General features: G+C 51.1%; 21 protein-coding genes. 17 read left to right on the forward strand and 4 right to left on the reverse strand.

Annotated elements, in window-relative coordinates; genetic code table 11:
- Positions 1 to 138: 138 nt before the first annotated feature.
- From Q9292_RS09380 to Q9292_RS09410, 7 genes are all read left to right on the forward strand, one after another.
- Complete coding sequence (locus Q9292_RS09380) at positions 139 to 1,134, forward strand: class 1 fructose-bisphosphatase (protein ID WP_313987241.1); 996 nt, start codon at positions 139 to 141, stop codon at positions 1,132 to 1,134.
- Between the two features lie 13 nt (positions 1,135 to 1,147).
- The gene (fba, locus tag Q9292_RS09385) at positions 1,148 to 2,182 is read left to right on the forward strand and encodes a class II fructose-bisphosphate aldolase (protein WP_313987244.1); all 1,035 of its coding nucleotides are present in this window, start codon (positions 1,148 to 1,150) and stop codon (positions 2,180 to 2,182) included.
- 129 nt (positions 2,183 to 2,311) lie between these two features.
- A complete protein-coding gene (gene tpiA, locus Q9292_RS09390) occupies positions 2,312 to 3,142 on the forward strand; it encodes a triose-phosphate isomerase (RefSeq protein WP_313987247.1) in 831 nt (276 codons plus the stop codon).
- Positions 3,139 to 3,300 (forward strand): DUF2256 domain-containing protein, encoded by a 162-nt coding sequence (locus tag Q9292_RS14330; protein WP_409934490.1) that lies wholly within the window; start codon positions 3,139 to 3,141, stop codon positions 3,298 to 3,300. The genes tpiA and Q9292_RS14330 overlap by 4 nt, the downstream gene beginning before the upstream one ends.
- Positions 3,297 to 4,841: a cryptochrome/photolyase family protein gene (locus tag Q9292_RS09400; RefSeq protein WP_313987250.1), complete on the forward strand. Its 1,545-nt coding sequence runs from the start codon at positions 3,297 to 3,299 to the stop codon at positions 4,839 to 4,841. Before Q9292_RS14330 ends, Q9292_RS09400 begins: the two co-directional genes overlap by 4 nt.
- 80 nt (positions 4,842 to 4,921) lie before the next feature.
- On the forward strand, positions 4,922 to 6,961 hold the full coding sequence (gene ppk1, locus Q9292_RS09405; RefSeq protein WP_313987253.1) for a polyphosphate kinase 1: 2,040 nt from the start codon (positions 4,922 to 4,924) through the stop codon (positions 6,959 to 6,961).
- A 9-nt stretch (positions 6,962 to 6,970) separates the two neighbouring features.
- The gene (locus Q9292_RS09410; RefSeq protein ID WP_194749501.1) at positions 6,971 to 7,435 is read left to right on the forward strand and encodes a SixA phosphatase family protein; all 465 of its coding nucleotides are present in this window, start codon (positions 6,971 to 6,973) and stop codon (positions 7,433 to 7,435) included.
- Positions 7,436 to 7,481: 46 nt separating this feature from the next.
- Here Q9292_RS09410 and Q9292_RS09415 read toward each other — a convergent pair whose 3' ends face one another.
- On the reverse strand, positions 7,482 to 7,967 hold the full coding sequence (locus Q9292_RS09415) for a hypothetical protein (RefSeq protein ID WP_275356775.1): 486 nt from the start codon (positions 7,965 to 7,967) through the stop codon (positions 7,482 to 7,484).
- Positions 7,968 to 8,110: 143 nt separating this feature from the next.
- On the opposite strand from Q9292_RS09415, the gene Q9292_RS09420 reads away from it, so the two are divergent.
- Positions 8,111 to 8,731 carry a ParA family protein gene (locus Q9292_RS09420; protein WP_313987259.1) on the forward strand — a complete coding sequence of 207 codons (621 nt, stop codon included), beginning with the start codon at positions 8,111 to 8,113 and terminating at the stop codon, positions 8,729 to 8,731.
- 48 nt (positions 8,732 to 8,779) lie between these two features.
- Positions 8,780 to 9,025 carry a hypothetical protein gene (locus Q9292_RS09425; RefSeq protein WP_194749504.1) on the forward strand — a complete coding sequence of 82 codons (246 nt, stop codon included), beginning with the start codon at positions 8,780 to 8,782 and terminating at the stop codon, positions 9,023 to 9,025.
- Between the two features lie 36 nt (positions 9,026 to 9,061).
- On the opposite strand, the gene ppx is transcribed toward Q9292_RS09425, so the two are convergent.
- The 3 genes from ppx to Q9292_RS09440 all read right to left on the reverse strand — a co-directional run bounded on the left by ppx (position 9,062) and on the right by Q9292_RS09440 (position 11,830).
- Positions 9,062 to 10,540 (reverse strand): exopolyphosphatase, encoded by a 1,479-nt coding sequence (ppx, locus tag Q9292_RS09430; protein ID WP_194749505.1) that lies wholly within the window; start codon positions 10,538 to 10,540, stop codon positions 9,062 to 9,064.
- Positions 10,541 to 10,558: 18 nt separating this feature from the next.
- On the reverse strand, positions 10,559 to 10,834 hold the full coding sequence (locus Q9292_RS09435; RefSeq protein ID WP_228518934.1) for a hypothetical protein: 276 nt from the start codon (positions 10,832 to 10,834) through the stop codon (positions 10,559 to 10,561).
- Positions 10,835 to 11,197: 363 nt separating this feature from the next.
- Entirely contained in the window at positions 11,198 to 11,830 is a 633-nt protein-coding gene (locus Q9292_RS09440) for a diguanylate cyclase (RefSeq protein WP_275356776.1), read from the reverse strand.
- A 268-nt stretch (positions 11,831 to 12,098) separates the two neighbouring features.
- Here Q9292_RS09440 and htpG point away from each other — a divergent pair, with 268 nt between their 5' ends.
- The 8 genes from htpG to Q9292_RS09480 all read left to right on the forward strand — a co-directional run bounded on the left by htpG (position 12,099) and on the right by Q9292_RS09480 (position 22,479).
- Positions 12,099 to 13,994 (forward strand): molecular chaperone HtpG, encoded by a 1,896-nt coding sequence (gene htpG, locus Q9292_RS09445; protein ID WP_313987266.1) that lies wholly within the window; start codon positions 12,099 to 12,101, stop codon positions 13,992 to 13,994.
- 368 nt (positions 13,995 to 14,362) lie between these two features.
- Entirely contained in the window at positions 14,363 to 14,653 is a 291-nt protein-coding gene (locus Q9292_RS09450; RefSeq protein ID WP_313987268.1) for a hypothetical protein, read from the forward strand.
- A gap of 96 nt (positions 14,654 to 14,749) precedes the next feature.
- Positions 14,750 to 15,511 carry a hypothetical protein gene (locus Q9292_RS09455; RefSeq protein WP_313987271.1) on the forward strand — a complete coding sequence of 254 codons (762 nt, stop codon included), beginning with the start codon at positions 14,750 to 14,752 and terminating at the stop codon, positions 15,509 to 15,511.
- 274 nt (positions 15,512 to 15,785) lie between these two features.
- Positions 15,786 to 16,430 carry a hypothetical protein gene (locus tag Q9292_RS09460; RefSeq protein ID WP_313987273.1) on the forward strand — a complete coding sequence of 215 codons (645 nt, stop codon included), beginning with the start codon at positions 15,786 to 15,788 and terminating at the stop codon, positions 16,428 to 16,430.
- Positions 16,431 to 16,620: 190 nt separating this feature from the next.
- Positions 16,621 to 17,868 (forward strand): OmpP1/FadL family transporter, encoded by a 1,248-nt coding sequence (locus tag Q9292_RS09465; RefSeq protein WP_313987276.1) that lies wholly within the window; start codon positions 16,621 to 16,623, stop codon positions 17,866 to 17,868.
- A 157-nt stretch (positions 17,869 to 18,025) separates the two neighbouring features.
- Positions 18,026 to 20,527 (forward strand): glycogen/starch/alpha-glucan phosphorylase, encoded by a 2,502-nt coding sequence (locus Q9292_RS09470; protein WP_313987279.1) that lies wholly within the window; start codon positions 18,026 to 18,028, stop codon positions 20,525 to 20,527.
- Positions 20,528 to 20,626: 99 nt separating this feature from the next.
- A complete protein-coding gene (locus tag Q9292_RS09475; RefSeq protein WP_313987281.1) occupies positions 20,627 to 21,397 on the forward strand; it encodes a DUF4197 domain-containing protein in 771 nt (256 codons plus the stop codon).
- A 116-nt stretch (positions 21,398 to 21,513) separates the two neighbouring features.
- Entirely contained in the window at positions 21,514 to 22,479 is a 966-nt protein-coding gene (locus Q9292_RS09480; protein ID WP_313987284.1) for a mitochondrial fission ELM1 family protein, read from the forward strand.
- Positions 22,480 to 22,485: the final 6 nt, after the last annotated feature.

The raw sequence follows: 22,485 nt of genomic DNA on the forward strand, positions 1-22,485 counted from the left end.
ATAAACATTGCATGCAATTCTTTATAGCCTGTGCGGGATAACTGCACTGGATTTCAGTGCGTCATCGCTCTTTTAATGACGGCTATCAATGTTACAGTGTGACATGGCCTAACAATATTCAACCTGAAGGTGATTGCCATGCAATTAGAGGTGTTCTTAGAAAAAGTCTCTGTAAATCACGGCCTGAATGTACTGGTCTCTCATTTGGCCCAGGCGGGCATTGAGATTGCGGCGCTGATCCGCCAAGGGGCGCTGCAGGGCGTGACCGAAAAAATGACCAGCACCAACGTGCAGGGCGAAACGCAGATGAAGCTGGATATCCGCAGTCACGAATTGGCGATTGCGCAATTGCGTGCCTCTGCGGTGGTGGCGGGCGTCCTGTCTGAAGAAGAAGATCATCCGGTGCTGTTTGAGACGCTGGATGCACCATTTTTGGTCAGTATGGATCCGCTGGATGGCTCTTCTAACCTGGCGATTAACGGCGTGGTCGGCAGTATTTTTTCGGTGCTGCCGAATATTGGGGTCTCTACCCTCGGTGAGCAGGCCTTTTTACAACCTGGCCAGGACCAGCGTGCCGCAGCCTATCTCATGTATGGGCCGGCAACGTTGATGGTGCTGACGCTGGGGCAAGGCACCCATGTGTTTACGCTGGATCATGACAGCAATACCTTTATGTTGACCCAGCAAACGGTACAAATCGCCGAGGAGACCTCGGAATTTGCCATCAATGCCAGTAACCAGCGCTACTGGGCGCCTGCCATGCAGCGTTACATCAACGAATGCCTGCAAGGCGCCGATGGTCCGCGCGGTCGCGACTTCAATATGCGCTGGTGCGCCAGTATGGTCATGGATGTGCACCGGATTTTAACCCGAGGCGGCGTGTTTCTTTATCCACACGACCGTAAGCAACCTGTCAGGGCCGGGCGGTTAAGATTACTTTATGAAGCAAGCCCGATGAGCTTGCTGGTAAGCCAGGCCGGGGGCGAGAGCATAGACGGCAAGCAGCCGATTCTGGCTATCCAGCCGGACAGTTGTCATCAACGCGTGCCGGTACTGTTAGGCGCCAAACAGGAAATACAGCGCTTGCGCGAGTATCATTGGCAAGGCAGTGATCATCCGCAAGCTACCGACTAAAGGAGTGTGACATATGGCATTAATTTCGCTCAGACAATTATTGGACCACGCGGCCGAACACAGTTATGGACTGCCCGCCTTCAATATCAACAATATGGAACAGATTCTCTCCATCATGAAGGCGGCAGATGAAGTGGATAGCCCGGTGATTTTGCAGGCCTCTGCCGGTGCGCGCGGTTATGCGGGCGAGTCTTTTCTGCGCAAAATGGTGGAAGCAGCGATTGAGCAGTATCCGCATATTCCGGTGTGTATGCACCAGGACCATGGCGCTTCGCCCAAGGTCTGCCAGATGGCGATCCGTAGTGGTTTTTCCAGCGTGATGATGGATGGTTCGCTCAAAGAGGACGGCAAAACGCCGGCCAGTTATGAATACAACGTCGAGATGACCCGCCGAGTGGTTGAGTTTGCGCATGCGGTGGGTGTCTCGGTGGAAGGCGAGCTCGGGGTGTTGGGTTCGCTTGAAACCGGCATGGCTGGCGAGGAAGATGGCGTCGGCGCCGAAGGCAAGCTGGACGAGTCACAGCTGCTGACGGACCCCGATGAAGCGGCTGCCTTTGTCTCGGCCACCAAGGTCGATGCGCTGGCGATTGCCATTGGGACCAGCCATGGCGCCTATAAATTTACACGGCCGCCTTCAGCCGAAACCTTGTCGATTAAACGCATTCGCGAGATTCACGCCAAAATCCCCAATACGCATCTGGTGATGCATGGTTCCTCCAGCGTGCCACAGTCTTTACTGGAGCAGATCCGGCAATATGGTGGCAATATCAAGGAAACCTATGGCGTGCCAGTGTCTCAAATTGTCGAGGGCATTAAAAACGGGGTGCGCAAGGTCAATATTGATACCGATATCCGTCTGGCAATGACTGCGGCGATCCGCGCACATATGGCCGAGCATCCTGAAGAGTTCGATCCGCGCAAATACTTCAAGGAAGCGATTACCGCGGCGCAGCATTTGTGCAAAGAGCGGTTTGAGGCTTTTGGCAGTGCCGGTCAGGCCAGCAAAATCAAGGTGATTTCACTGGAGAAAATGGCGGCTATTTATTAACCGCCGGTGACACCGGGTTGAACGCATTATCAACGCAAGCAACAAGGTCAGTAAAACGACAAGACAAGTAAAAACATAAGTTGAGCACATCAACAATCCGCACGAGGGGGCATGAATAAAGGAAACATCATGCGACAAAAATTAGTGGTTGGTAACTGGAAGCTACACGGTGGGTTGCTCGAAAACCAGGGCTTACTCAACCGTCTCAAGCAAGAACTGCACGATCTGCAGGGCATGGATGCGGCGGTCTGCCTGCCCTATGTCTACCTGTTTCAGGCGCAAGCCCTGTTGCAGGATTCGGCCATTGCCTGGGGCGCGCAAAATGTCAGCCAGTATACAGAGGGCGCATTTACCTCCTGTATTTCGGCCAAAATGGTCGCCGAGTTTGGGTGCAGCTACACCATTATCGGGCATTCCGAGCGCCGTGCGCTCAAGCTGGAAAGCAACCAGGTTGCCACCAAGCGCATGCTCAATGCCCTGCATGCCGGGCTGACGCCGATTTTTTGTGTGGGTGAAACCCTGGATGAGCGCGATGGCGATATGGCCGAATTGATTGTGCGTAACCAGATGCTGAATGTGGTGTATGGTCTGGATGACGAAGCATTTGCACTGGCCAAAAAATTCAATATGGTGATCGCCTATGAGCCCGTGTGGGCGATAGGCACCGGCGAGCACGCCAGCCCGGATCAGGCACAACGGATGCATGCGTTTATCCGCATGATGATTGCCGAGCGCGATCGCGAATTTGCCGACCAAATCCGCATTGTGTATGGCGGCAGCATGACCCCGCAAAATGCCCACAGCCTGTTGAGCATGCCCGATATTGATGGCGGCTTGCTCGGGCGCGCGGCGCTGATGGCGGAAGACTTTATCGAAATCTGCAAGATTGCCAGCCGTTGCTATCAGCAAAAAAAGGTATTTAAGGAACCATCGGACGCCATTCCAGTCTTTGAGGCATGATTTCAGACTTCAAAGGCAACAAGACACAGCTACCAAGCAAGCTTTGCCAGCAATGTGGCAAGCCCATGACATGGCGCAAGGCCTGGGCTAAAAATTGGGAAAAGGTCAAATATTGTTCTGAACGTTGTCGCCGCCAGCCTCGCACAACACCGTCATGAGGCATCTGGTGATTATTTTGGGTGACCAGCTCACGCTGGATAACCCGGCCCTGCTGGATTTTGATCCTGCGCAAGATCATATTGTGATGGCCGAGGTCAGGCAAGAATCTACCCATGTCTGGTCCCACCGTCAGCGCATTACCCTGTTTCTTTCTGCCATGCGGCATTTTGCCGAGTGCTTGCGTGCACAATCCTTTCCGCTGACCTATTTTGCGCTGGATGATCACACTTATCCCGATTTGCCAGCCGTTTGGCAAGCGATGGTGCAGCAGCATCGGCCTCTCGCCCTCAAAGTATGTGAGCCCGGTGACTGGCGCATCTGGCAGCAATTACAGGCCTTAGCTGAGCAATGTGCTACGCCGCTGCAGGTGCTGCAAGACACCCATTTTATGTGCAGCATCGACCAGTTCAAGCGCTGGGCGGATCACTATGGTGAAAAAAATACTTCTTTGCGCATGGAGTTTTTTTACCGCAGCATGCGTAAAAAATACCAGATTCTGATGGCGGGGGATGCGCCCGAGGGCGGCGACTGGAACTATGACCAGGACAATCGTCAGTCTTTGGGCAAGCTGGGGCCACAAGACCTGCGGCCACCACCTACTTTTGCACCTGATGCTGTGACCCAGGCCGTGATGACCCTGGTCAATCAGAGCTTTCATGATCATCCGGGAGCCTTGAATGACTTTCAATGGGCGGTCACCCGTGAGCAAGCACTCACCTTGCTGGCACATTTTGTTGCAGAAAAGCTGGCGCGGTTTGGCCCATATCAAGATGCGATGTGGCAAGCAGAGCCATACTTGTGGCATTCACTGCTGGCCTCGGCCTTAAACCTCAAATTGCTCAATCCGCGCGAAGTGATTGCCGCCGCTGAGCAGGCTTATCGGCAGGGGCAAGCGCCTTTGGCCAGTGTAGAGGGATTTATCCGGCAGATTTTGGGCTGGCGCGAGTTTATCCGTGGCGTATATTGGCTGGAAATGCCCGCGCTGGAAAAGGCCAATTATTTTAACCATCAAGGGGCGCTGCCCGCCTGGTTCTGGACGGGGCAAACTGGCATGCATTGTTTAGCGCAGTGCATCGGGCAAACTTTGCAGCATGGTTACGCGCATCATATTCAGCGTCTGATGGTGCTCGGCTTGTTTGCCACGCTGGCAGAATTGTCCCCGCAACAGGTTTCGGACTGGTTTTTGGCGGTGTATGTTGATGCAGTGGCGTGGGTGGAGTTACCCAATGTCGCGGGTATGGCCCTGTTTGCCAACGGCGGCCGCTTTACCAGCAAGCCGTATGTGGCCAGTGGTGCATACATCCAGCGCATGAGCAATTATTGCCAGCACTGCAAATATGACCCTAAACAAAAAACGGGGGCGCAGGCTTGCCCGTTCACCACCTTGTATTGGGCATTTTTAATCAAGCATGAGGCATTGTTTGCACGCAATCCGCGGACCAGTTTGATGGTGAAACATGTGGCAAAACTTTCCGCGGCAGAAAAGAGCGAGATCACCACGGCTGCCCGGTTGCGATTGCAACACGTCGCGCAGCTATAAGCGGCTGGTGTGAATTAAGAAAGATGTAATTTCATAAAACTGTCACAATTGAAAGCATTGCAGCCGATACAATATCCGCCATGAAAAATAACACGCCCGCCCTGCTAGACAGAGACCAAAGTATCCTCAGTTTTAATGCCAGAGTGTTGTCTCTGGCTCAGCGAGAGGACTATCCCTTGCTGGAGCGTTTACGCTTTTTGTGTATCGTCACCAATAACCTTGACGAGTTTTTCGAAGTCCGCATGCCTTTGCAGATGGAGGCATATCAGCAAGGCGTGACCAGTGGCCCGGTGACTGCGTCGACCTGCGAGCAAGTAGCGACCATGGCGCATGCGCTGGTGGCCCAGCAATACCAGCTGTTTAACGATGCGCTGATGCCGGCGCTGGCAAAAGAGCACGTACATCTGGTCTCGGGTGGGGTCAGGACCCCAGAGCAAACCACCTGGGTGTCTAATTACTTCAAGCGTGAAGTGTTGCCGTTCTTGATGCCAGTGTCGCTGGACCCTTCGCATCCTTTTCCGCAAGTGGCTAATAAATCGCTCAACTTTATTGTGCGCATTGCCGTCGATGGTGAAGAGAAAATCGCCATTGTGCGTGCGCCGCGTGTGGTTCCGCGCCTGGTGCAATTGCCACCGTCTATCAGCAAGGGTGAACAGTGCTTTGTCTCACTGACCAGCATCATCCGCGCCAATCTGGAAGTTTTATTCCAAGGCGCCAGCATCCTGCATTTTTCCCAGTTCCGCGTCACCCGTAACAGTGACCTTGAGGTGGATGAAGATGATGTGATCAACTTGCGCACAGCGTTACGTGAAGAGCTGGCGCATCGGCAGTATGGTGAAGCGGTGCGGCTTGAGGTGACACAAGAATGCGACGACACGCTGGCTGAGTTTTTACTCAAGCAATTTAACCTGCCGCCACTGGCGTTATACCGCGTGAATGGTCCGGTGAATCTGGGCCGCCTGATTCAGCTGCCAGACATGGCCAAAGGGGATCATCTCAAGTTTGTGCCATTCCAGCCACACTGGCCGCAGCACATCAAAAAGAATGTTTCGCTGCTGACGCAAATGCGCGAAAAAGATTTGCTGATTCACCAGCCTTACGAGAGTTTCGAAGTGGTGATCCAGCTACTGGAAGAAGCGGTCAAGGATGAGCATGTACTCGCCATTCGCATGACCATTTACCGGACTGGGGCGGATCCACGCATGTTGCGCTTGCTGCAAGAGGCGGTGCGCCGTGGCAAGGAAGTGCTGGTGGTGGTTGAACTCAAGGCGCGTTTTGACGAAGAAGCCAACATCAACTGGGCAGAAGCATTGGAGTCGGTGGGCGCGCAGGTGGTGTATGGCGTGGTCGGCCTCAAAACACACGCCAAGATGCTGTTGATTATGCGCCGTGAGGGCAAGGTAATACACCGCTACGGGCATCTTTCCACCGGTAACTACAACCCGAAAACCACGCGTTTGTATACCGACTGGAGTATGCTGACCGCGGATGCCAATCTGACCAAGGAAATGGAAGCCGTCTTCCGTCACTTGACCAGTGAGTTACCGATCCCGACCATGCGTCATCTGCTGGTGGCGCCGTTTACCCTGCAAAACAGCATGATCCGGCAGCTGGAAAAGGCGCAGCGCCTGGCCAGACTGGGCAAGCCCGCCAAGGTGATTGCCAAAATGAATGCGCTGACCGATGTCCCGCTGGTCAATGCACTCATGAAGGCCGCCAGTGCCGGCGTTGAGATTGATTTGATTGTGCGTGGGGCCTGCATCTTGCCGGTCGATGCGCCGTCGGTCAAAGGCCGCATCCGGGTCAGATCCATTGTCGGTCGCCTGCTCGAGCATTCACGTGTGTTTTACTTTGAGCTGGATGGTCAGGTTCAGATGTGGCTGTCGAGCGCAGACTGGATGAGCCGCAACATGATCCGCCGCGTGGAATTGGCCTGGCCAATCAAAGACCCCGCCATGCAGCAACGCATTTACCGCGAAAGTCTGCAGCTTTACCTGCAAGATAATCAGGATGCCTGGCAATTGAGTGAGAATGGGCAATATCAACAGGCCGCGCGGACTGATGCTGCCGAGCCCTTGTCTTGCCAGCACCTGTTACTGCGCCAGTATCATTCTTTATAAAAGTGTGTGATGCCCGTTAAAAACCTGATTTTATGGCGACATGCAGAAGCAGAGGTGCTCATGCATGGGGCCTCTGACCTCGAGCGGCCGCTGACCGCCAAGGGACACAAACAAGCCAAGCAAATGTCCGCCTGGCTCAAAAAATACTTGCCCAAACAAACGTATGTGCTGGTGAGTCCTGCCGTGCGTACGCGTGAAACCGTGGATTACTGGGGAGAGGACTGGCAGGAAGATACGCGTCTGGCGCCGGAAAGGCCGCTAGAGCCGCTACTGCAAATCCTGGCGCAAAGCCCGTTTGAATCGATGATGCTGGTCGGACACCAGCCCTGGATAGGTGAATTGGTCGCGCATGCCTTGGGCTTGCCAGAAGGACAGGTCAGTATCAAGAAGGGCGCAGTCTGGTGGCTGCGCTTGCCCAAATCGGGGCCACCCTACAAGTTATATAGCGTGCAAAGCCCCGAGCTGATCAAGTAAGCGCGTAGTGGCCTGTCGCCACTGTATGCGCCGCGTGTGAACTAACTTATTTCTTTGGTCTGCCGGTTTTAATCACTGGAATGCTGGCCAGTGTCGCTTTCAATGCTGCATCATCCATGGCAGACAGCAGTTTCAGGCCAGCGCGTAACAATTCGCTTTTCTTGACGGGTTTATCCAGCGCTTCAAGGCGTTTTTTCAAAGTCGCGATTTGTGCGTACTCTTCTTTGGGCATGGTAAAGCTGTCACGTTCCATTTTTACCTTGTTGGTTTTTGGTTTGTCCTTGTCGGCCTTGTCTTTTTCAGGTGCCGTGGCGACTTTGTTCACGACCTTGATCGCTGGTGTGCCGCTCGCTTTTTTAGGCGCTGCAGCCGTTTTTAATACCGGTTTGGCTGCTGGCTTGGCTGCTACGGGTGCCACTGGCTTTGCAGCCGTTTTATTGGCAACAGGCGCTTTGGCGGTGGCAGCCGGTTTCGCTGGCGTCGTGGCCGGTTTGTTCTGGATCAAGGGTTTGTTATTTGGTTTGCTGGCCATGAGATTCTCCTGGTTGGGTTCAGTAAAAACAGTTTATACTGTTTTTGTTCAAAATCAATTGTCATAAAAATTTCATATTGATATGGTGTGATATCAGCTGGTTTTCATGACAAAATTCAACACCTTGAAACGGGGAGCGAAGCATGCGCAGGGTATTGGTGGCAAATACCAAAGGCGGCAGCGGTAAAACCACTTTAGCCACGAATCTTGCTGGCTATCTGGCGCAGCTGGGGCATAAGATTGTGCTCGAAGACATAGACCGGCAGCAATCAACCACAGATTGGCTTGCGCGTCGGCCCGCACATGTCGCCACTGTTTACAATGCCGATGATCTTGGCAAGTCCGCCCTGCAAAAGGCCGACTGGGTAATTATCGATTCCCCGGGTGGTTTGCGGGACAAAAAAATTTCTGATGCAGTGACTGAAGCCGACCTGGTACTGGTACCCGTGGCGCCTTCTGCATTTGATATCGGGGCGACGCAAGACTTTTTGCAATTGCTGGCAGAAGAAAAAGCCGTCCGTAAACATAAAACATTTGTGGGTCTGGTTGGCATGCGGGTGATGCCGCGTACGCGTTCCGCGGAGCGTCTGTTGACCTTTATGGATGAGTCAGGCTTTTCTGTGCTGTCCATGCTGCGTTCTTCGCAGATTTACGTCACTGCCGCCGAAGAAGGCCTCAGTATTTTTGAATTGTCGAATACCTTGAAAGAGGTCGACATTGCACAGTGGAATCCGGTCACCGACTGGATTCTGCAAAACAGCTAAATCCGGTCTGTTTAAACAGCCGGATAGTAGACAATCAAAGGGAGTCCTATGAAAGACAAGGTCAATCCAGTGTATCTGGATAAAGTCAAACAATTACCTGCCGATGAGGCTGAGCGTATTCTGTCCCGCATGGGAGGTAAATTACCCAAACGCTTCATCAAGGAAAAGCTGAGCCAGGAAGAAGCCCTGGCCTTGCAGCTTGAAATTGAAGACGAGCAATTGCAAGAGTGGCGCGAAAAAATGGCCAAGCTCAAAGAAGAAGACGAGAAAAAAGAGAAAAAGAAAAAAGATTAAGTTTTGATCAAAAAAACGGGCCTGGCGCCCGTTTTTTTACGTGTGTCGAATCTCTAATTGCCAGCCCAGTTTTTGCCACAGCAGGCACTCTTCCTCCAGCAGGTAATGCGTCTGCGGATGCTGGTTTGCCCATTGCGTGGACAGCGCCAGAATAAACTGCTGTTTATGGCGTTCCAGCTGCAGGTGCTTGAGCGAGGGCATGCGGCGGGAATGGCAAAAGATTACGGCCAGACGCAATGCCATGAGCTGGCAAACCAAATCCTGATTATCAAAGTCTGCATCCAGTTTGCGTAACTTGCCTTGATGGCCGAGCACCAGCAGGCTGATGGTATGCAGTTCACTTTGCGCAAAGCCCATCAATTCGGTGTTATCCAGAATATAGGCGCCGTGTTTGTTGCAATCGGTATGTGAAATCGCCCAGCCAATTTCATGGCACAGCGCCGCCCAATGCAGCAGTGGCTTCTGCGTATCACAGGCCAGCATGGCGTCGTAAAAATACAGCGCCATTTTGCTGACGTTGTTGGCATGTTCCATTTCGACACCAAATTGCTTGCACAATCTGGCAATCGACGCAGTACGCAAATCTTCGGTGACATCTTCCGGGTTTAGCATGTCATAAAGCACGCCATGCCTTAACGCGCCGTTAGCCACCATCAGCGTGTCAATTTTCAAGGTATCAAATACTGCGGTCAGTACGGCCAGGCCACCGCCAATCACTGCACGCCGGTCATCCTTGAGGCCTTCCATGTTCAGCCGGTCTGGAGATTTGGCTTTGATCAGTGTCTGCTTTAGCCACTCCAGCTGCGCGCGTTCAATGCGGTCAGCCGCGAAGCCTGCGCCTGCCAACACATCGGCGACCGCGCCCACCGTGCCCGAGGCACCATAGGCCACTTCTGCTTTTCCGACATAGCGGTTGGCAATCATGTCGATAATCGACTCGGCGGCAATTTCGGCGCGTTCAAAATTACGTTCGCTAAACTGGCCATCGGCAAAATATTTTTGTGACCAGCCCACCGAGCCCAGGCGCAAGGATTCCGTTACCGTGGCGCGGAAGTGTTGACCCAAAATAAACTCGGTAGAGCGTCCGCCAATATCCACCACCAGACGCTTTTCGTCCGATTGCGGCAACATGCGGCTGACGCCCTGATAAATCAGCCTGGCCTCTTCGACGCCAGAAATAATCTCAATGGGATAGCCCAGGACTTTTTGTGCCTGGCGGATAAAATCTTCGCTATTGGTAGCTTCACGCAGGGTTTGCGTCGCGACAGCGCGCACATGTTCTACCGGGAAATCTTTCAGACGCTCGCCAAAGCGGGCCAGGCATTTCAGGCCGCGCTCAAACGCCTGCGGTTTCAGATTTCGGTCTTCGTCCAGGTCCCCGCCCTGGCGGACCGCCTCTTTCAAATAATCCACGCGCAGAATCTGGCCATCGACCACGCGCCCGATCTCGAGACGAAAACTGTTGGAGCCCAAATCTACAGCGGCGAGCTGGGTGTCATGATTAATATTTAGCATGCGTTAATACGGAGGTGATTACTTAAGATAGCGTTGTATGGCCTGTGGGTACTCTGGGAAATAGCGCTCAATCACGCTTAAATCAAAGCTTCTCAAAATGCTGGTGTTCGATTCCCGGTCAAGCAAAAACTGAAACGAGGCACTGACCAGTTCTGCCACCGTTTGGCTGGCATCAAGCAATGGTTGGGCATAATCTGGCTTGACATTCACTTGATGTGAGGTGGTTTGTGTCCCATGCACCGTGACAGAAAATGAATTGGGACTGGTCTCAGTCACCTCAATTGTTGCCATCATTGCCTCCCCAGACACATCGTTCAAACAGTATAAATTGTTATGTTGGCAGAGGCCAGTGAAAGTAATATGAAAAAATCAGCGATGACCAGCGCGCTGGCGTGCGCCTTTCGCAAAGGCGAGCAAATACAAGGCTCTGCCCAGTCATGACGGTGGTTCGCATTCTAAAAAAATAAAAATTTAATCGCGATCCTGGGTGTTTTTGTATTTTTTCTGCTGGACTCCATCTCGTCCATGCCATAGCACTTAGATAAACGGGGTGGGCGGCACTGATTAAGGGCGGCCAGCGGCAATGCATACTCACCGCCTGCCATGCTTGGGAGCACTTTAATCTTGCAGGCAAGCGGCGGAGACGCTCGCCTTTGCTTATTTCAACAAGATGATACGGTTGATCTGCCCCAATCGATACGCAGTCTTGCTCAATTTGCCCCCTTTCAGTGCAAGGGGCCGAATCGGGCAGGGCGGGATACGCCGTCCATCTTCTAGCAAGGTGTCGTCCTCTGCCGTAGATTGCCAGACACCGCCATTGACGGGCCGGAATTGCCAGCGGATATACCCAACTTTGGCACCGAGGTACAACATTTCGTCACGGTCTGGGGCATCGCTGACCAGCAGTTCGTCTTCCAGCACTTCATCATATTTACCAAACGCCTGTTTGCAGGCCAGCGCTTCCTGCTCGCTGGCGCCGACCCAGGTGCAAGCGCGGTGCTCTTCACGTTGCACGTCCCAGGCGCCCAGTTGCCAGGCCGCGTCCAGCACGGCTTCATCGACCACTTCCGGTTGCCGCCAGCGGTCATTGATTTGCAAGGCCGAGCCAGGCACTGGCTGCAGCGTCGGTTTAAGCATGGGCAGGGCGGGCGTCGGCTGTTTGCGAAAGCCATGCCAATGCAACATGAGCAACACCGGGGTATCTGCCCGCGGGACGGCGGTCAAGGTGACTGCATATAGCGGCAGTTTCATGACCTGCATTTGCTCGATTAACGTGTGAAAGAGATTCATACACTACGCTCCTTACCTGACATCAGAACAAAGAATGCTGCGTTAAAAAATAACTAGCAAAAACTATGCAAATAAATCGGTTTTAATTGGCTGAACAACGCCTTGTTTATTGGCCTCAACGCCGCAATCCGGTTGCCAGTCATGGTTTTAAATGATGGTTTGTCATAGATCCCCGCCTGTTTCACAATCTCCCCTCTTGAAAAACGGTTTTTGCTTCCCCATCTAGGGTTAAATTTTGTGTTTAACCCTGTTTTTTGGAGGATCTGTCATGACAACTGCGACAGCAGAATCGCAATCCAAGCAGACCATGGGCTTTCAGGCCGAGGTCAAACAATTACTGCAATTGATGATTCATTCGCTCTACAGCAATAAAGAAATTGTCTTGCGCGAATTGATTTCCAACGCTTCTGACGCGGCTGACAAGTTGCGTTTTGAAGCCATCTCAAATGCTGCTTTGTATGAAAATGACAGCGAGTTAAATATTCGAGTTTCATTTGATAAAGCTGCCCGCACGCTGACCATTTCTGATAATGGTATCGGCATGCGCCGTGAAGAAGTGATCAACAACATTGGTACCATTGCCAAATCTGGCACCAAGGAATTCTTCCAGAACCTGACCGGTGACCAGGCCAAAGATGCCAACCTGATTGGCCAGTTTGGTGTGGGTTTTTACTCCAGTTTTATCATTGCCGATAAAGTCACCCTGATTACCCGCCGCGCAGGCGAGACTGAAGCCGTGAAGTGGGAGTCGCACGGTGAAGGCGATTTCACCATTGAAGCGACTGAAAAAGCCGGTCGCGGCACCGATGTAATTTTGCATCTGCGCGAAGGCGAAGACGAATTCTTGAACGACTGGAAACTGAAAACCATCGTCCGCAAATACTCTGACCACATCACCCTGCCGATTGTGATGAAAAAATCAGAATGGAAAGACGGCGAACAAGTCCCCACCGATGAGGACGAAACCGTTAACAAAGCTTCTGCCTTGTGGGCACGCAGCAAAAACGACATTAGTGAAGAAGAGTACAACGAGTTTTATAAACACGTTTCGCACGACTTTGAAAATCCGCTCGCCTATACCCACAGCCGCGTAGAAGGCAAGCAAGAATACATCTCGCTGCTCTACGTGCCAGCCAAAGCACCGTTTGATTTATACGACCGCGATCGCCGCCAGGGCATCAAGCTCTATGTGAAGCGCGTGTTTATCATGGAAGACGCCGAAAAACTCATGCCGCAATACCTGCGTTTTGTGCGTGGCGTGATTGACTCAGCCGACCTGCCACTCAACGTCTCGCGCGAGATTCTGCAAGACAGCCGCGATGTTGAGGCAATTAAAAACGGCTCCGTGAAAAAAGTGCTGGGCCTGCTCGAAGACCTGGCTGAAAACAAACCCGAAGACTACGCCAAGTTCTGGGGACAGTTTGGCCGCGTGCTTAAAGAAGGCCCCGGCGAAGACTTTGCCAACAAAGACAAAATTGCCAGCCTGTTGCGTTTTGCCTCTACGCACACTGACAGCGAAACCCAAAATGTCTCGCTCAAGGCCTACATCGAACGCATGAAGCCCGAGCAAGAAGCGATTTACTACATCACAGCCGATACGTTTGCTGCGGCGAAAAACTCACCACACCTGGAAATCTTCCGCAAAAAAGACATTGAAGTGTTACTGATGTCCGACAAGGTGGATGAATGGTTGCTGGGCAGCCTGACTGAGTTTGAAGGCAAAAAACTGCAATCCATCGCCAAAGGTGATTTGGACTTAGGCAAGCTGGAAGACGAAGCCGACAAAGAAGCGCAAAAACAGGTTGAAGAACAAGCCAAAGATCTGGTCGAGCGTATTAAAACCGCGCTGGGCGAGAGCGTGAAAGAAGTGAAAGTGACGCATCGCCTGACTGATTCCCCCGCTTGTTTGGTGGCTGGCGAGCATGACTTGTCCGGCAACCTGGCACGTATCCTCAAAGCGGCTGGTCAAAAAGCACCTGACAGCAAACCGATTTTAGAGATTAACCCGACCCACCGTTTGGTTGAAAAACTGAAAGCTGAAAGCGACGATGCCAAGTTTGCCGATTATGCGCATGTGCTGTTTGATCAAGCGTTGCTGGCGGAAGGTGGGCAATTGGAAGATCCTGCTAGCTTTGTGAAGCGGATGAATAGTTTGATTTTGTAGTTGTTTTGATTGTTAGTAAATGAGAAAGCCACCTGCGTCAGGTGGCTTTTTTATTTTGTATGTCAAAACGAGTATCTAATCTTCGTCATACCCGCGAAAGCGGGTATCCATTGTCTTTCCGTTAGCATTTAAAACAATAAACTTTTTCCCATGGCATGAAAAAATATTTTTTGCTGGTTTTTTTAACACTTATGGCATTATTTCAACCATGTAAACAAGTCGGAATCGATTGATGATTTTGCTGATTAAATCACGCCCTCTATTTTTATTTAGGTATATGGTTTGATTAATAAAATGAAAAAAGTAACGCTCTCTTACGCGCTCTAATTAGGACTGCTACTTAATAGTTGTGCAACAAGGAACAATTTATGACAATTTGGCATAACAGCAAAATGTCCACTCTCTACTATTCCGATGAACCATCCTCGGAAGACTACCCTTGTATCGTTGAAATTAATGAAAACAAGATTAGCGTCAAATATGACGATGAAGAGTTAGTTGAGTATCAAGGCAAAAACCATGGGAATGGTCACTTTGAGTTGTCAGCTCCAGAAATTGGAGGTAAAGCATCACTCCATATGTTCCCTAATTCACTTATATTAGAAGGTTATTGGATTGAAGATAGCTATAGAGGTATGTGGAGAATTCTGCTTGCCTAAACCATCATTCAAGCGCGACACGCTGAAACGCGCCCTTAACTTCAAACGTTATTATGCTCTGTGGAAGCCAGCCCCTTGAAAATACTAACGATGTGCATGGAGTGCCAAAAAGAGTTGGGTCATCCATCTTTCGAGCCGATAGTTGCTGACTATTATGAAGAAGCTCTAGCTTATATAGAATGTTCAAAAGGTCACAAATCAGCAATTCTACTTCAAAGTCAAAAATTTGAAGTATTACTTGAGTCCGCAGCGAATGCTCTAATTGAAGGCTATACGCTCGAAGCTGCATCAAGTCTTTCATCTGCCTACGAGCGTTTTTTCGAGTTCGCGATAAATGTATTTTGCAAGAAAAGCAATACCTCTAAAGAGGCTTTAGAGGAAACATTTAAGCAAGTTTCAAAACAATCAGAGCGTCAGGTTGGCGGCTTTTTATTCCTCCACCTTCTAACGTTCGGAACTCACTACACGCTTAACAAAAAAATCCCAGAGCTCAGAAATAGAGTCATACATCAAGGTTATATACCGACGCCTGATGAAGTAGTCAGCCTTGGCGAGCTTATATATAGCGAAATATTCACGATTACAGCCCTAATAAAATCCAGCCTTTCAAATGAAATGCAGCAAGTTATAATGGATACATTACAAAGGCGAAACGAAAAAATACCCCAAGACATACCACGCGCAACTACAACAGGCACAATGTTCTTCTCCTTGGCCATGGCAGAGCAAAAAAGCAGCTTCCAAGAGGCTCTTGTTAGCTACAAAGAGGCACGGGAAACAGTTAATGGATCGGTGCCTTTCTTACGTTCTTTAAGTAAATTAGTTGCGCTCTTCTCCAAACCTAATAATCCCGTATAACAATGCGCTCAAATCATTCGCTTCGCTCACTGGTACCGGCTAAAGCCAAGTAGTAGAGTTGGGTGGGCAACTTGTTGCCCGCGCGATGAAGTCACTGAAGCTCGTATTTCGTTACCTGACAGAGAGTCTTTGTGATTTAAGTGATGGTGTTTATTGGCACAGCTGAATTCTTTTGTTGGATTGTTACGCGTGGGAAGAAATTGCCCACCCTATCGGACTATCTAGAGAGCTTCGCTAGACTTAACATGCTTGTAATGTGCAGTCAGTAGGATGATTGAAAAAAATTATCAGGGAATCTCTAGTGAAGAGACATATACTATTTTTTGTGGTGATGCTGACCACGTTCAACATGTCGACGCAAGCGCAAGCTGGTACCCTTTGCGTTTCTGGATACGTTTGTGATGATCGCCCATTAGCACCAGCATTACCTATTCAGCCACCTCTGAACACACCAATAGTGTTTCAGCCATCCCCCATCGTGCTAGTGCCATTTCAGGACTCAACTGGCTGGAATTATGGGTTTGCAGCACCGCTTGAGGCTAAAACGGTTGTCATGCCTTACTTCACTGATAGCAGCATTTTCTCGGTGAGGATGCCAGATGGCTGGACTTATACTGTAGACAAACAAGGCGCTGATAGCAGAACTACGGTGATTTGGCAGAGTGTCTCCGCCTCCTCAACGACTCTTGGATATTTCTCCTTTAGGTCGAGCTACTCACCAGCTGAGGCGATTTATCAATTCAATTTTGAAAACGGATCGACGCGGAACTACCAGTTATTTATTCCGTTCTCGCCCTTAGCTAAAGCGTCCGGCTACACAAGTTTTTCAGCCTCAGTGCCTGAGCCGTCTTCAATCTACATGTCAGCATTTGGTTTCTTTATGTGTATTGTTGCCACACGACGTCGCAAAAATGGTTAACTGAGTGTTCAAGAGCCAAGCAAGGGGTAAGAAGCTTCCCGCCCAAGATCGCTTGATCAAATTGTCAGCTATAAAAACCCGCGCCGCGGGCTTTTATATTTTTAAGTTATAAATATATTTTTATATATTATTTATTGGAATTTTAATCGCTTGATATATTGCAATCCAACAAGGTTATTGAAGGATTGAGATGTATCAGTGGTCAAAAATTATTCCGGTAGCCATCGCTTTTTCGTTTGGTAATGCGTGGGCGACCGATGGTTATTTTTCGCATGGCTATAGTGTTCGCTCTCAAGGCGTGGGTGGTGTGGGCATCGCATTGCCACAAGATGCGCTGGCGGCGGCAGCCAACCCGGCGGGCATGGGTAAAGTGGGGAGCCGTGTGGATGCGGGCGTGACTTGGTTTAGGCCTGTGCGTGAATCGGAGATTGAAGGCAGTGGTGCGCCAGGAGCCAATGGGACTTACAAAGGCAATGATAGCCAGAATTTTTTTATTCCAGAGTTTGGCTACAACACGCAATACTCTGAGGACGTCACGCTGGGCGTGAGTGTTTACGGTAATGGCGGCATGAATACCGATTACAAAAAAGGTATTCCGCTGTTTAACAGTAATGGTCGACGCACGGGGGTGGATTTGGCGCAGGTGTTTGTGGCGCCGACCGTCACCTGGAAGGTGCAGGAGCATCACACCCTAGGAGTTTCCCTGAATCTGGCTTATCAGCGGTTTGAAGCCAAGGGACTGCAAAACTTTAGCAATGCCAGTAGTTCAGCTGCTAACCTGACCAACAATGGTCATGATGATTCTTATGGGGCGGGTGTGCATATTGGCTGGTTGGGCGAAATCACAGATGCCGTGACGCTGGGGGCCACTTATCAGAGCCGTACTTATATGAGCCGGTTTGACAAGTACAAGGGCTTGTTTGCCGAGCAGGGGGATTTTGATATCCCCTCCACCTATGGTGTAGGTGTGGCGGTCAAAGTAACGCCGGCATTGACGCTGGCCGCGGATTTTCAGCGTATCAATTACAGTGAGGTCGATGCGGTGGGTAACGCCTCTTTATCTAACTTGAGCAATGGCTTGGGTAACGATAATGGCGCCGGGTTTAACTGGCAGGATGCCAAGGTGTATAAGATCGGTGCGTTGTATCAATATAGCCCGGCGTTGATTTTACGTGCAGGCTATAACCATGTGGACCAGCCGATTAGAGCGGGCGATACGCTGTTTAATATCTTGGCGCCGGGCGTGGTGAAAGATCATGTGTCGATTGGCGCGACTTGGGTGTTGAGTCCTGCGTCGGAAGTGTCGTTTGCTTATACACATGCCTTTGAAAATACGGTACGCGGTCAAAATTCGATCCCCGCTGGATTTGGTGGAGGGGATGCCAATGTGCGTATGTATCAGGATGCACTAGGCGTTGCTTATACCTGGAAACTTTAGGTTTCGTGCTTCTCTCTGCCGGGGTCGGCAGTATAATTCAAAGCCACAATGAGAATTTTGTGGCTTTTTTTATGTCTGACACATTCTTGCTGTAGGCTTGCTTTTTGCTTTTGCTAACTGAAAGCAATTCAATGAATCAAACTCAAGGGGAAGATGCATGACTGCCAATGTGAAAAAAACACCTAAATCCAAGACACCCGTAGAAGCTGCGCAACCGGTTGAAGAGTTTTTGCTGGAGCAATTGCCTATCCCCCAGGCGTTGCGTAACCACCTGACTTTTTCTATTGGTAAATCAAACTCTTGGGCCACGGCACGTGACTGGTATCAAACCGCCGCTTTTACCGTGCGCGACCACTTGATGAGCCGCTGGGTGAATACACGTGATGCTTATCGAGACGCCAATACCAAGCGCGTTTATTATTTATCTCTGGAGTTTTTGATTGGCCGCATGCTGTCAAATGCCGCACTGAATTTGGGCATTGCACCCGATCTAAGCGGAGGCTTGCAGGAGATTGGCCAAAAGCTGGAAGGCGTGGCCGAGATGGAGCCCGATGCGGCGTTGGGTAATGGCGGCCTGGGCCGCTTGGCTGCCTGTTTTGTCGACTCGATGGCGACCATGGATATTCCGGCTACCGGCTATGGCATCCGTTACGACTACGGCATGTTTAGGCAAACCATCGAGAAAGGCCAGCAAAAAGAAAATCCTGATAACTGGTTGCGGTATCAGAATATCTGGGAGATTCAGCGCCCCGAGCATACTTGCGAGGTGAAGTTTTATGGCCGCGTGTTGCATGTACACACCGAACGTGGCGTGGAACATCACTGGGTCGATCATGAATCGGTGGTCGCCATGCCTTATGACGTACCTGTGCCTGGCTATGGCACGCAGACTGTGAATAATCTACGCTTATGGTCTGCCAAGGCTACCAATGAGTTTGACTTGAAATCGTTTAACGAAGGTAACTACGAAAAATCGGTAGAAGGCCGTCACGGTGCCGAAACCATCTCGCAAGTGCTCTATCCAAATGACACCTCCGAGTCGGGCAAGGTGTTGCGCCTCAAGCAGCAATACTTCTTTGTTTCCGCCTCTACACAGGATATTTTGCATCGCTTTACCAATTACAACTCGGATTGGAACACCTTGCCTGACAAGGTCTCCATTCAGTTGAATGATACCCACCCAGCGATTGCCGTGGCCGAAATGATGCATCAATTGGTCGATCATTATCACTTGCCTTGGGACCGTGCCTGGACGCTGGTCACCAAGATGTTTGCCTACACCAACCACACCTTGATGCCAGAAGCCCTGGAAACATGGTCGGTGGACATGTTCGGACAATTGTTGCCTCGTCATCTCGAGATTATTTATGAGATCAATCACCAGTTCCTGCAAATGGTGAATCAGCACTTCCCGGGCGATACCGGCTTGTTGCAGCGTGTGTCCATTATTGACGAAACTCACGGCCGACGTGTGCGCATGGCGCATCTGGCGATTGTCGGTAGCCATACCGTGAACGGCGTGGCCGAGCTGCACAGCGAGTTGTTGAAAACCACGCTGTTTGCTGACTTCAACAAAATTTATCCTGGCAAGTTCACCAATGTGACCAATGGCATCACGCCACGCCGCTGGTTGAATCAGGCCAACCCGTTGCTGACAGAGTTGTTGACCAAGCATATCGGCACCGGCTTTCAGAAAGACCTGAGCCTGATCAAGCAGATTGAGCCGTTTGCCGAGAATGCGGCGTTCAGAAAAGCGTTCCGCGAAGTGAAAAAAGCCAATAAGCAGCGCCTGGCCGACAAGATTTTGCAGAAGACGGGTATTGCGGTCAGCGCGGATGCCTTGTTTGACGTGCAAATCAAGCGTATTCATGAGTACAAGCGCCAGTTGCTCAATGTGCTGCATGTAATCACGCTGTATAACCGGATTCGTAGCGGTCATGCCAGCCATCACACGCCGCGTGTGATCATTTTTGCGGGCAAGGCAGCACCGGGCTACTGGTTGGCCAAGCAGATCATCCGCCTGATCAACGATGTAGCGGTGATGATCAATAACGACCCGGCGGTCAAAGACCAGTTAAAAGTGGTGTTTTATCCTAACTACGAGGTGAGTGCAGCAGAAATCCTGTTCCCAGGCGCCGACTTATCCGAGCAGATTTCGACCGCAGGTACCGAGGCCAGTGGCACCGGCAATATGAAGATGGCGCTCAATGGGGCCTTGACCATAGGCACGCTGGATGGCGCCAATGTTGAAATCGAGGAAGAGGTCGGCGGTGAAAATATCTTTATTTTTGGCCTGACCACACCAGAAGTGGCGCAGCTGAAAGCCAGCGGCTACAACCCGTGGGATTATTACCACGGCAATGCCGAACTCAAGCAGGTAATCGATATGATCGCCAATGGCTATTTCTCGGTAGAGGAGCCATCACGCTACCAGGCCATTATTGATACCCTGTTGCACAAAGGCGATCAATACTTGTTACTGGCCGATTATGCCGCGTATGTTACCGCGCAGGAGAAAGTGGCTGCCCTGTATCAAGATCAGGAAGCCTGGTCGCGTATGGCGATTTTGAATGTGGCGCGGATGGCTAAATTCTCAAGCGACCGCACCATCGGTGAATATGCTGAACGTATCTGGAATGTGAAACCGTTCAAAGCGTAAGCGCCCGGCTTTTGCGCAAGCCCACACAAAGCAAGTCCGCTGGACTTGCTTTGTGTTTTCTGGGTACACTGCGCTCAACTTGATGAAAGAACGAACAGCATGAAAATGAAAGCCAAGGTGATATTGACTGCACTGCTCATGAGCAATGCAATCGGGATGCAGGCGCAGGCATTGGACCTGAAGGCGCTGGGCGACATGGTAGAAAAAGAGGTAAACAGTGCTGCCAGTGGCCGTAGCGAGAACGGGGCGGTGAGCCAGCTCAGCGAAAAGGAAACCAGTGATGGCTTGAAACTGGCGCTGAGTCAGGGCGCCAGCAAAGCGGTGAGCATGCTGGGGGCGACGGATGGCTTTATGGGTAACCAGGAGGTCAAAATTCCGTTGCCGGATTCATTAAAGAAAATCGAAAAAGGCATGCGCATGATAGGCATGGGCAGTCAGGCCGATGATTTGGTGCTGAAAATGAATCGTGCCGCAGAACAAGCCGTGCCAGAGGCAAAGGCCTTGTTGCTAAATTCGGTCAAGCAAATGTCGCTGACTGATGCCAAGGGGATTTTGACGGGTCCGCAAGATGCTGCCACGCAATATTTCAAGAAAACCACCGCGACTGACATGGCGGCCAAGTTTTTGCCCATCGTGCAAAAAGCCACGGCTAACGTGAAGCTGGCAGATACTTATAACAAGTATGCTGAAATGGGCAGCCAGTTTGGCCTGATCAAAAAAGAAGATGCCAATATCAACCAGTATGTGACACAAAAGGCACTGGACGGCGTCTACCTGATGATTGCCAAAGAAGAAGCTGCGATCCGTCAGGATCCGGTGGGTCAAGCCAGCAATCTGCTGAAAAAGGTCTTTGGCGCGGTCGCGCAATAACTCTGTTTGGTCCGGCCTAGCGGTTACGGGGCCGGGCTGACACAATTTGTTCATCTTGGCTTAATCAAGTCGTCATGATCTGCATCTATCCTGCGTATTAGTCGCAGGTGATGCATATGATCAGAGAAACTCATTCAACTCAAACATTCGTGGTTTGGCGTTTGCTGGATGGCAAACCAGGACATCAGCATCAGTCGCAAGGACTGGTTCAGGCCTTGCAGGCCAGATTAGCGCTACAGGTCTTTGATCTCCAGATCAAGGACGCGGGTCACGGCTGGTTGTCGTGGTTGCTGGGGCAATGGCCGGCAGGCGAGGGCTTGCCTGCACCGGATCTGATTATCGGCGCCGGTCATGCGACCCATGCCCATATGCTGGCTGCCAAACGTGCGTATGGCGGCAAAACTGTTTGCATGATGCAGCCTAGCCTGCCAGCCGAATTGTTTGATGTGTGTCTGATCCCCGAGCATGACCAATATCGCGGATTTGCCAGCTTTATTGAGACCCGTGGAGTGATCAACCATATCCAGCCTGCCAGCAAAGTGCAGCAAACCGAGCAGGTCCTGATCATGGTCGGCGGGCCCAGCAAACATTTTGAATGGGATGAGCTGGGCGTGGTGGCGCAAGTCTACGACCTGGTACGCAAGCATCCTGATCAGCATTACGTATTGACCACCTCCAGACGCACGCCGACCAGTTTTATTTCAGCCATGCAGCGTGTTCGCCTTGCCAATCTCGAAATTGTGGCGATCACAGACACCGGGCCAGGCTGGTTGCCCGCCAAGCTGGCAACGGTTTCTGCGGCCTGGGTGACCGAGGATTCTGTTTCCATGGTGTATGAGGCGCTGACAGCACAGGTTGCCGTCGGCATCATTAATCTGACCGCCAAACGTGCCAGCCGGGTCAGTCGCGGCATCGAAAAACTCATAGACCGCCAACTGGTCACGCGTTATGACCCTTATGGCTTGTATCGCCAATTTATGCGTCCGGTGCTGGGGTTTAATGAAGCCAGCCGTTGCTGCGACTTGTTACTGGCCCATTTCAACCGTCCTGCATCCAGCCGTCTGGTCTCACGATTAATCTAGTTGTTG

The organism is Methylophilus sp. VKM B-3414 (genome assembly GCF_032248435.1).
Classification (GTDB): domain Bacteria; phylum Pseudomonadota; class Gammaproteobacteria; order Burkholderiales; family Methylophilaceae; genus Methylophilus; species Methylophilus glucosoxydans.